Here is a 10,668-nt window from a genome sequence, read left to right as displayed (position 1 = left end):
TGGTCCGGAAGGGCAGGACGGTCGCGACCGCCCTGGTCTCCAGCCGTTCCTGCTCGCTCAGCCCGGCCCGGGCGGTCAGCTCGTCGAGGTGCTTCGCCGTGAAGGCGCGGAACTTGCGACCGGGGGATTGCGGGGCGGGAGCCGCGTCGTTCACCAATGTCACGTGTTGGGTCTCCTTGACGTCAACGGGGTAGCGCGACCCCTGGCCTCTGCGGACTACAGTCCGGAATCCCTGAGAACGGCAAGCGGCACCGTCTCCTCGACGATCAGATGAAATGCCGCTTGCCCGCCCCGGATGTGATCCTCGGCAGGCGCGGGTTGCCGCCGCCGGGGCCTTCCGGACGATCACGGGTGTGGTGGGCCCTGCGCGGCTCCGGTGTTCGATCGTGTGGAGGTTCGATGGGTGCGGGACTGTCCCGGCGGGAGTTCGGGCGGGCCGCCGGGCTCGCGGGTGTGGGCGCGTCCGGGGCGGTTCTGCTGAGCGGGTGCTCGGAGGACTCCGTCCAGGCGCGGACCGCGGCGGCCGGTAAGACGTGGAAGGTGAGCGGGGAGCGAGGCGCCGGGCTGGGCGGCTTCGACTCGACGATGAAGAGCTTCATGCAGGCACGGAACATCTCGTGCGGGCAGCTCGCCGTCGCGCGCAAAGGCAAGCTCCTACTGGCGCGCGGGTACACGTGGACGAGCAGTTCCACGCTCAAGACGCAGCCGACGTCGCTGTTCCGCATCGCGAGCCTGAGCAAGGCGGTGACCGGGGCGGCCATCCTCAGGCTGGCGCAGGAGGGCAAGCTGAACCTCGGTGCCCCGGTGACGCGGCTGCTGTCGCTGACGCCGCCGAGCGGGCAGACGATGGACTCCCGGCTCAAGAACGTCACGGTCTGGCGGTTGCTGCAGCACACGGGAGGCTGGGACCGCGACCTCGGCTTCGACCCGATGTACCGGCGCGACTCCGCGGTGGCGTCCGCGCTGGGCGTGCGGATACCGGTCACCAAGGCCAACATCATGAAATACATGAACGGCCGCAGGCTCGACCACACTCCGGGCAGCGACTACGCCTACAGCAACTACGGCTACATGCTGCTCGGCCGGATCATCGAGCAGGTCGGCGGTACCGGTTACCGCACCTACGTCCAGAACAAGATCCTCGGGCCGCGCGGTATCACGCGGATGAAGCTCGGACGCAGCCTCAAGATGAACGCGGCATCGGGGGAGGTGCCGTACGCCTCGCAGTACAACGTGTCCACCGTCATGGACGCGTCCGGGGCCACGGTGCCCGCTCCCTACGGCGGGTTCAATCTGGAGAACATGGACTCCCACGGCGGCTGGCTGAGCACGGCGGCCGACATGGTCCGCTTCGCGGGCCTTTTCGACGCCGCGAACCCGGTGCTCGGCAGCACGTCCATCGGACGCGCCTTCGGCAGGCCCGAGACGGGCGTGGACTCCAGCGGCGCCTGGTACGGCTGCGGCTGGCACGTCCGCAACGTCACGGGCGGGCGCAACACCTGGCACACCGGCGGCCTGCCGGGCACGTACACCATCCTGGTGCGCCGTCATGACGGGCTGACCTGGGCGGCGCTGTTCAACCAGCGCGACGACGCGTCAGGGAAGAACTACGGCGACATCGACAAACTCCTGCACATCGCGGCCAACGGCGTCACGAGCTGGCCCACCACCGACCTGTACGGAAAGTACTTCTGAACGGGCGTCCGTTCCCTTGACGGCTGGACGGCGGTTGCCGCCGGCACCGGCCACCGGACTGTCATCACGGAAAGCCTCACTGAATCCGAAGGGGTGTCTGTGAAGGGGCGGGGAACGAGGGCGGCGACGGCCAGGACGCGGGTCGGCGGCTGGGCGGCGGCCGTGCTGGTCACCCTGGCTCTGCTGGCGACCCTGCTCGGCGGCGGCCGGATCGGTCACGCCACCGCGGCCTCTGACGGCAGGGCGTGGCTGTGGAGCCGGACGGCGGGCGAGGTGGCCCGGGTCAATCCGGACGATGGCCGGGTCGAGCGGCGCCGCGAGGTGACCGATGCGCGCGGCCACCGGGTCCGGGTCACGCAGAACGACCGGCATCTGCTGATCCACGACCTGGACACCGGGCGGGTGTCGTCGCTCGATCTGGCCGGCCTGGGGTTCTCGGGACGGCTGGACGTCGGTACCCGCGGTGACCCGCACCTGGTGATGGCCGGTACCGCCGCCGCGGTGATCGAGCGCACATCCGGCGAGGTGCGCGCGGTGGATCCGGCCACCCTGCGGCCGGTGGGGCCGGTTCTGCGGCTGCCCGGGCCGCTGGCCGGTGGCGAGTTCGACGGCGCCGGTCTGCTGTGGGTGGCGGTGCCGCGGCAGGGCACGGTCGTCGCGGTGAAGGTCACCGGCGAGGGGGCCGCCGTGGCCCGTACCGCCGAGGTCGCCGAGCCCGGCCGCGATCTCGTGCTGACGGTGCTGGATCAGGGCGCGCTCGTGGTGGACCGCGGCGGGCGGGATCTGGTGGTCGCGACGGGTGACGGTACGCGCCGCATCACGGCGCCGGTGCCGCTCGCGGGCGCGATGGTGCCCGAGCGCACCCATGGGCCGCTGGCCGCGGTCACCGTGCCCGCCGCGGGTGCGGTGGTCACGCTGGGCGATGTGCGTCAGGGCGGTCCGGTCCTGTCGTTTCCGCTGCGCGAGCCCGTCCAGGAGCCCGCGGTGCCGTTCGCGGGGAAGGTGTACGTGCCGGTGCGGGAGACCGGGCAGGTGCGGGTGTACGAGCCGGCCGGGCGGCAGAGCGGCGTGCTCAGCATGCCGGCCGGGCGGGGCGATCTGGAGTTGCAGGTCCGCGAGGGCAACCTGTTCGTCAACGCGCCCGGGAGCGCGGACGCCCAGGTCGTCGGCCCCGACGGCCGGGCCCGCACGGTCGGCAAGTATCCGCACGGCCCGGATCGGAGCGGCGACGGACCGGCCCCGCCGCGGTCGGGATGGGACGGCCCGCCTCCGGTGGCCGCGCCGCCCCTCGATTCGATCTTCCCGGATCCGCCCGATCTGCTTCCCCCGCGCGAGGACGGTGGGGCACCCGACGAGCGTGACGAGACGCCTGCCGATGCGGCCTCGCCGGAGCCCGTGGCGCCCGGGAGACCTGAGCCCGAGCGGCCCGCGCCCGGGGGGTCCGTGCCGTCCGGTGGTTCGGCGCCGAGCGCGCCGGACAGGCCCGGTACGCGGCCTTCGGACACCGAGTCGCCGTCGCGCCGACCGACGCCGGAGCCGACCACGTCCAAGCCGAAGCCGAAGCCAAAGCCCCCGCCCCCCGCGCGCAACCCGTACACGCCGGAGCAGGTGTGCAACGCGAGTTCGACCGGCGGTTACAAGGTGCAGCGGTCCTCGCCGTTCAAGGGCGGGCGGATCTACCAGCTTTACAGCGCGAAGAGCAGGAACAACTGCGCGGTCACGATGAAGACCGCCGATGTCGGCAAGGGCACCAACGTGTGGATCCGGCTGGAGGAGCAGAGGGGCGGAGAGGTCGCGAGGGACAGCGGCACGTTCAAGTACTACGCCGGGCCGGTGTACGTCAACGCGCCCGGTGTCTGCGTCCGCTATTCGGGCGGTGCGGCGGGTGCGAGCACGTCGGCCGGCTGGGCCAACTGCGGCTAGAGAGGAATGGCGTGAGCACCACGACCACCGCGTCCCCCGCGATCGGCGGCGAGGAGGCGGTCCTGGCGGCCGATGCCTTCGATCGGGCGGCGGCGGCGATCGAGACGGCGGCGCGCTGCGATCCAGCGACGGTTCGGCTGATCCTCACCGCGTTCGCCGCGGGCGGGCACGTGCTGCTGGAGGATCTGCCGGGCATGGGCAAGACCACGCTGGCGCGTGCGCTGGCTGCGGTGACCGGCGGGACGGCGCGCCGGGTGCAGTGCACGCCCGACCTGCTGCCCTCCGACATCACCGGGGTGACGATCTTCAACGAGCGGAGCCGGGAGTTCGAGTTCCATCCCGGCCCGGTCTTCGCCAACGTCGTCATCGTGGACGAGGTGAACCGGACTTCCCCCAAGACGCAGTCGGCGCTGCTGGAGGTGATGCAAGAGGAGCAGGTCACCGTGGACGGCACCGCGCATCCGGTGCCCCGCCCGTTCCTGGTGGTGGCGACGCAGAACCCGGTCGATCTGGAGGGGACGTTCCCGCTGCCGGAGGCGCAGCTGGACCGGTTCTTGATGCGGCTGTCGCTGGGCTATCCGGGGGAAGAGGCGGAGCTGTCGCTGATGCGCGGTTCGTCGCTGGCCGCGCCCGAGGACCTGGCCCCTGTGCTGGACGGTGCGGAGCTGAAGCGGCTGGGCGCCGCGGCCGGCCGGGTGGTGTTCGCCGATCCGGTGTACGAGTACGTCCTGCGGCTGGCGCAGGGGACGCGGCGGCACGCGCGGCTGCGGGCGGGGGTGTCGATGCGAGCGTCGATGGCGCTGTGCCGGGCGGCGCGCATGTACGCGCTCGCCGACGGCCGCGGCTTCGTCACGCCCGACGACGTCAAGGCCCTGGCCGTTCCGGTGTGGGGGCACAGGCTGGTGCCGCTGTCGGGCGCGGCCACCGCGGAGGAGGCCCGGGAGTTGCTGGAGGGGTTGCTGGCCGAGGTGCCGGTGCCGGGGCCGCACGAGAACCGGCGCTAGGGACGTGGCAGGCGGCATGCCCCGTCCGACCCGGCGCGGCTGGTGGCTGCTGGCCGGGGGCGCGGTCCTGTGCGGCGGTGGCCTCGGTTCGGGCCATCTGGCTCCGGGTGCCCTGGGCGCTCTGGTGTTCCCCACGTTCGCGCTGGCCATGGCCCTGGCCGGGCGTCCGGGCGCCGTCGGGGTGCGGCGGCGCGTCACGGCCTCCAGGGCCGTCGCAGGTGAGGCGGTGACCGTCGTCCTGGACCTGGAGGAGGACCGCGCGCTCGCCGCCGAACGCGTCACCGGCCCGACGGGCACGGTCACCGTCCCGCTGGGCCCCGCCCGCGCCCGGATCCGCTACGAGCTGTCGGCCGAGCGCCGCGGCGTGGTGGAGGCGGGCCCCCTCAGTCTGGTCCGCACCGATCCGCTGGGCATCGTGCGAGCGTCCCGGCAGGCCGACGACGCGGCGGTGCGGGTGCTGGTGCATCCTCGCCACCACGACCTGGCCGCCGTGCCCGCGGCCGGTGCCGGTGGCCGCGACGGCTCCTCGGCGGCGGTCCGCGCGGGCGAGGGGGCCTTCGCGGGGCTGCGCGAGCACGCGCCAGGGGACGACGTCCGCCAGATCCACTGGCGCACCTCCGCGCGCCGCGGGCGCCTGATGGTGCGCGAGCACGCCGACTCCACCAGCCCGGGTCTGACGGTGCTGGTCGATGACCGGCACGGCCCCGCCGAGCTCGATGCGCTGGCCGAGGTGGCGGCCTCGATCGTGCGGTCCGCGCCGGAGGTGCCCGTTGAACTGCGGCTGGCCGGTGGGCGGCGCTCGCCCGGGACCGCGGGCGCCACCGCGCACCTGGACGTGCTCGCCGAGGCGACGGCCCGTCCCGGCGCGGACTTCCCGGCCGCCTGCGCCGGGCTGCGCTCCGCCCCGTCCGGGCGCGTGGTCGTGCTGCTGGCCGCCGGTTCGGCGGCGGAGGACACGGTCGCCGCGCTGCAGGCGCTGGCCGCGCGCCGCACCGTCTCGCTGGTCGGCGTGATCGGAGACGATGGCGACAGCGGTCCCGTGCCGCCGCCCGGGGTGAGGCTGCTGCGCGCGCCCGATCCGGCGGCGTTCGCCGCACGGTGGAACGAGAGCCGCTGGTGGATCCGGTGAGCCGCGCCCGCGCCGCCCTGTCGTCGGCCGCGGTCGCGCTGGCCGCCGCCGCGTCGGCACCGCTGCTGGCCGCCGGGTACGACCGGCCGTCGCCGGTGATCGCCGTGCTGGCCGTCACCGGCGCCGTCGCCGTGGCGGTGACCTCGCTGGCGCACCGCCTGCTGCGCGGGCTGGGCCCGGCCGCGGTACCGGCGGGACTGCCCGTGGCCTCCGGCTGGCTGGTCGCGCTGGCCGCCTGGTCGCCCGGACCGGTCAGGGAGCCGGTGCCCGCGGCGCTGGACGCGGCGCTGCACTCCGGCGCCCGGATCCTGACCACCGCGCCGCAGGCTCCGGTGACCGTGGACCTGCTGGCCTTCCCCGTGCTGGCGGTCTGGCTCGCCGGCGCGATCGCGACGGTCCTGCACCGCGACGGCCGGGCCCTGCCGGCACTGCTGCCCGGCGCGGTACTCCTGTGCGGGGCCGCCGCGCTCAACCCGGAGGCGTCCGGGCCCGGCTACCGGTCGGCCGCGCTCCTCTCCGTCGCCGCCGCCCTGCTCCTGACCGCCGCTCCACAGGCCCGTCCGGACACCGCCCACGCCGGGATCACCGTGCGGATCCCGGACCCGGAACCCGCGCCCGCCCCGCGCCGCCCGTTTCCCCGCACCGGTGCGGCGGCCGTTTCGATCGCCTGCGCGGTGACTCTTCCCGGCGCCGCCGCCGCGGTCGCCGCGCCCGGCGTGCTGGAGGGGTGGCCCGTACGGGCGGCCGACCCGCGCACGGACGGTGCCGCTCCCGAACGGCCGCGTGACGTGCGCAACCCGCTGGCCTACCTGTCGGCATGGGCCGCCGAGCCCGACGTGCCCTTGCTGAACGTGTCGGGACCGCGGGCGAGCCTGCGCTGGGTCGCGCTCGCCGAGTTCACCGGCCCCACCTGGCTGCCCGACAGCACGTACCGCCCCGCCGGGCCCGCCCTGCCGTCCGCCGAGCAGGAGGTACCCCCGCACACGTCGCGGACCACCGTGCGGGTCTCGGTCCGGAACCTGCCCGGCGACTGGGTTCCGGTCCCCGGCATCCCCACCCGGATCGACGGGATCGCGGTCGGCCACGACGCGGCGTCCGGCACGCTGCTGTCCTCCGACGGCCCGGTGACCGGACGCGCGTACACCGCGGCCGGGATGGTCCCCGACTGGAGCGGCCGACAGGCGTCCGGAGCCAGAGCCGCCTCCGCGAACGGGCACGAGCGCTACCTCCGGTTGCCGCCCGGCGCGCCCCCGCGGCTGGCCGAGATCGCCCGCTCGGCCGCCGGGGACGGCACCCCGCACCGGCGCGCGTCCCGTCTCGCCGAGTACCTGCGCGACTCCTACACCTTCGAGCCGGGCGCCCCGGGAGGGCACGGGTACGCCGAACTCGCGGATCTGCTGATACCGCCGGGCCGGAAGGGCGGCGGCGCCACCTCCGAGCAGTTCGCCAGCGCGTTCGCCGTGCTGGCTCGGGCGGCCGGGCTGCCGAGCCGGGTGGTGGTCGGGTTCGGGCCCGGCGGCGGCGACGGCGAACGGGTCGTCCGCACCGGCGACGCGGTGGCCTGGGGGGAGATCTACTTCGACGGCCTGGGCTGGGTGCCCTACGACCCCAACCCGCGAGACCGCTCGAAGTCGTCCCCACGACCGCGCATCAGCGAGCCGGCCAAAGGCGAGGGGACCCACCGCGACGGCGACGCCCGCGATGCCGCCGCCAGCAGCGACGCGGGCGCAGGCCCGCCGGAGTCGGACGGACGCTGGACGCTCCTGCTCGCCCTCCCGGCGCTTCTCCTGGTCGGAATCCCGTTGCTGCGGCTGACGCGGATTCGCCGGCTGCGCCGGGGGACCGCAACCGACCGTGTCCTGGCGGCCTGGACCGAGCTGCTGGTGGCGATGCGGCTCGCGAGCCTGCCCGTTCCCGCGTCCGCCACGGCCGCCGACCTCACGGCGTGCCTCGCGCGGGAGGTGCCGGGGACCGACCCCGAACGGCTGCGCAGGCTGGGCGCACTGGTGAACGCGGCCGGCTTCGGGGGCACGGTCACACCCAAGAACGCCGTGTTCGCCGTCGCGCAGGTTCGCACCCTGGCCACCGCACTACGGTGCTCCCGATCACCCCTGCGCCGCCTGTCATGGTGGTGGGACCCGCGTGCGCTGCTGTGGTCGGCTCAGCCGTCCCGCTTGACGCGACGCGTGCAGACGGGCTCGGCGTGGGCGACCCGGTCGACGTCCACCACGGCGACCACCGTCAAGCAGTAGTCCACGCCCGGGTTCAGCGCGGCCACCACGAGCTTCGCGGTCCCGGGGGGCGCGCTGGCCAAGGTGGACGGCGTGCGCCCCGTCGGCCCGCCGACCACGTAGTGCGAGGCCTTGCCCCCGCTGCCGTCCTTCCAGGTGACCTCGATCGAGACCCGGCCGTCCACGATCCGCACCTGCTCGGGCACGAACTCCTTCACCGTCCGCACCGCCGTCGGAGTGGACGAGGGCACCGGCGGGCGCACCGCCTGCGGGGGCGGCTCATCCGGTTCGGATCCGGACAGCAGCCCGGTCACGCCGATCCCCGCACCCGCGAGCACGAGCGTCGCCACGGCTGCCATCAGCGCTGCGGGACGACGGCGCGACGGCCTCGCGGGCGAGGGCCGTCCCGCCTCCAGCCGCCGGACGATCTCGCGCTGCGGGATGGTCTCGCGCCGAGCCTCGTTCTCGGTCTCCTGAGGCTGGATGGTCTCGTGCCGGGGCTCGGTCTGGTGCCCCTGCTCGGTCTCGTGCCGGGGCTCTGACTCCGGTTCCCCCCACAACCAGCCCGGCAACTGCTCCCAGCCGGTGGAGGCCTCAGGCTCGGCCGGCGCGGGGACGTCGCGGAGTCCCTCCTCCAACGCGTCGGTGAACGCCCGCGCCGTCGGGAACCGGTCGGCGGGCTCGCTCGCCATCGCCTGGGCCAGGGCGTCGACGAGCCACGTGGGCACGTCGTCGCGCGGCACCCGCGGCACCGACTCCTCCAGCATCCGGTCGTCGGCGGCGAACGGAGCGTGCCCGGCCAGCAGGGCCCACAAGGTCGCACCGAGCCCGTACACATCGGACGCCGCCGTCTGAGCCTGCCGCCGCAGCACCTCGGGGCACGCGAAACCGGGATCGACGCGGTCCAGATCCACCGGTTCCAGCACACCCGGCGCGGAATGCGCCGCCAGTCCCCGCAGGGTGGCCGCACCCGTCAGCAGCGGCCCCTCGGCGCCCCGCAGAACGCGGCCGGGGGTGAGGTCGCCGTGGACCAGCCCCTCATCGTGTAGTGCCTGCAGGCCCTTCCCCACCGACACTGCGATCTCGACCGCGTCCCGGATCGGCAGAGGCTGTCCCGGTGCGTGGACGCCTCCGGGGCAGTGGACCGACGCCGTGTACCACCGTCCGGTCGCGGTGCGGCCGCCCTCGAGCACGGTGACGACGTGGTCGCCGCGGGAGGCGCGTTCCAAGGCGGCCCACTCGTCCGGCGGGGTCTCCGCGCCGTCGAGCCGTACCCGGAGGGCGACCACGGTGCCCGACTCCTCGTGCACGGCCCGGTAGGTGACCGAACCATTGCCCCGGTGGTCGATCGACAACTCCCCGTACCCGGGTGGTGTTTCCGGCGTTTCCTGGTCCTTGCGCTGTTTCTCCTGGACCGGTTCGGGCGGCGGTTGCCTGGGCTCGATGGCGGCCTGGGCCACTGGGGCGGGCTGAGCAGGTGGGGCAGGCGAAGCGGCCGGGGCAGATGGGGCGGACAGGACCGGCTGGTCAACTGGGGCCTGTGTTGGTGCGGGTATGCCCCACGGTTCGGGTGGTGGCTCGGGTTGGAGGTCCGCCTGGTGGTGTGCGGGGAGGTCGGGGTGGAGGGCGCCGAGGGTGGTGAGCAGGTCCGCCATGCTCATCGGTTGCGCGGTCGTGTGGACTCGTGGGTCGAAGGTGTCGCCGCGCTGGGTGTAGAAGGCGTGGACGAGGACGGTGTATCCGCTGGCCGCCAGGCCGTCGGCCAGGAGGGGGACCCCCGCGTTGGGGAGGTCCTCGTCGAACTCGGGCGCGAAGATGAACGCCGCCGGGGGGTCGACTTTGCGGCTTCTGGACAGGTCGCGGAGCTGGGTGGCGGAGGCGACGTCGAACACGGCGGGAAACCGTCCAGTGTCGCGGAGCTTGCGCGCGAGGTCCAGGTGCCCCGCCACGACGAGGTACGGCGCAGTAGCCATCACACGAATTCCTCAGCGCTCTGGTGATCGACCGGCCAGGACCCGGCCGCTTCTACAGCCCGGACCGGCCCCGAACCGCCACAACAAGCGGACGAAACCGAACACAGACCGTCCACGCAGGCTGAGGTGGCCCGAGGCCCGACGCGGACGCCAGCGGTGGAGTACCGCGCCACGATCAACAGCCCGCAGGTCGAGGCCATCCCTCTCTCGACTCGATGCATTCCACATGTTCGGCGAGTGATCCCTCGGCCGTTCTTCACGTTGATCAGGGACCAGGGAGGGTCCGGCAGTTGCCGGACCCTCGATTAGGGCAGCTCGTATCAGGTGGCTCCCGCCCCGAACACCGTGGCGGGCACCCAACACGATCACTGCTGTTGCTTCCTCGCTGTGTCGTCGGCGACTCCTTTGGCGCAGGCGGTGGCGAGGATGCCCGTCCGCTCCTGCAGACGGGCGATTCGGTATGCGGCCCGCGTGGACCGCGATTCGGTTGTGCTGTTGTTCCAGAGACGGACAGTCCGGAGTAACGCAGCAGCCGCAACCCGATGGCGAACCACCGTGTTCGAGCGGCTTGGGATCGAGGCCGGTGTCGGCGCCGGCCGGACGTGACGGGCACCTCTGTTGCCTTCTCTCGGCAGCCCCTGACTGTCCTCGTTAGCCGCTTCCTGCGGCCGGCGGCACCAGACCAACGTGCGATGACCACGCGGAGGACGCAT

6 protein-coding genes and 1 pseudogene are annotated in these 10,668 nt (G+C 73.9%); 5 read left to right on the top strand and 2 right to left on the bottom strand.

The features are described from left to right. Nucleotides 1–163, bottom strand: a pseudogene (locus ACFPZN_RS34360) (lysine 2,3-aminomutase); the annotation flags it as partial. A 236-nt stretch (nt 164–399) separates the two neighbouring features. Between ACFPZN_RS34360 and ACFPZN_RS34355 the strand changes: the two are divergent. The 5 genes from ACFPZN_RS34355 (at nt 400) to ACFPZN_RS34335 (ending at nt 8,003) form a co-directional block, all read left to right on the top strand. Further along, the gene (locus ACFPZN_RS34355; protein WP_378286486.1) at nt 400–1,695 is read left to right on the top strand and encodes a serine hydrolase domain-containing protein; all 1,296 of its coding nucleotides are present in this window, start codon (nt 400–402) and stop codon (nt 1,693–1,695) included. 99 nt (nt 1,696–1,794) lie between these two features. Beyond that, nucleotides 1,795–3,618 (top strand): YncE family protein, encoded by a 1,824-nt coding sequence (locus ACFPZN_RS34350; RefSeq protein WP_378286485.1) that lies wholly within the window; start codon nt 1,795–1,797, stop codon nt 3,616–3,618. An 11-nt stretch (nt 3,619–3,629) separates the two neighbouring features. Continuing rightward, nucleotides 3,630–4,622: an AAA family ATPase gene (locus ACFPZN_RS34345; protein ID WP_378286484.1), complete on the top strand. Its 993-nt coding sequence runs from the start codon at nt 3,630–3,632 to the stop codon at nt 4,620–4,622. A 16-nt stretch (nt 4,623–4,638) separates the two neighbouring features. After that, nucleotides 4,639–5,751: a DUF58 domain-containing protein gene (locus ACFPZN_RS34340; RefSeq protein ID WP_378286483.1), complete on the top strand. Its 1,113-nt coding sequence runs from the start codon at nt 4,639–4,641 to the stop codon at nt 5,749–5,751. Further along, the gene (locus ACFPZN_RS34335; RefSeq protein WP_378286482.1) at nt 5,739–8,003 is read left to right on the top strand and encodes a transglutaminase-like domain-containing protein; all 2,265 of its coding nucleotides are present in this window, start codon (nt 5,739–5,741) and stop codon (nt 8,001–8,003) included. Before ACFPZN_RS34340 ends, ACFPZN_RS34335 begins: the two co-directional genes overlap by 13 nt. Here the strand turns inward: ACFPZN_RS34335 and ACFPZN_RS34330 are convergent. Continuing rightward, the gene (locus ACFPZN_RS34330; protein ID WP_378286481.1) at nt 7,913–9,955 is read right to left on the bottom strand and encodes a serine/threonine protein kinase; all 2,043 of its coding nucleotides are present in this window, start codon (nt 9,953–9,955) and stop codon (nt 7,913–7,915) included. The two genes, ACFPZN_RS34335 and ACFPZN_RS34330, sit on opposite strands and share 91 nt — an antisense overlap. Nucleotides 9,956–10,668 lie beyond the last annotated feature (713 nt).

Origin of the sequence: Actinomadura rugatobispora, assembly GCF_042656285.1 — a bacterium.
In the GTDB taxonomy this organism is placed as follows: domain Bacteria; phylum Actinomycetota; class Actinomycetes; order Streptosporangiales; family Streptosporangiaceae; genus Spirillospora; species Spirillospora rugatobispora.
Note: the sequence above shows the minus strand (reverse complement) of the source record. Positions and strands in the feature narration are given on the sequence as shown.

What these genes read in the sequence shown, in the direction of transcription:
- ACFPZN_RS34355 (WP_378286486.1), top strand. Translation starts at nt 400, where the DNA reads ATGGGTGCGGGACTGTCCCGGCGGGAGTTCGGGCGGGCCGCCGGGCTC.
- ACFPZN_RS34340 (WP_378286483.1), top strand. Translation starts at nt 4,639, where the DNA reads ATGCCCCGTCCGACCCGGCGCGGCTGGTGGCTGCTGGCCGGGGGCGCG.
- ACFPZN_RS34330 (WP_378286481.1), bottom strand. Translation starts at nt 9,955, where the DNA reads ATGGCTACTGCGCCGTACCTCGTCGTGGCGGGGCACCTGGACCTCGCG.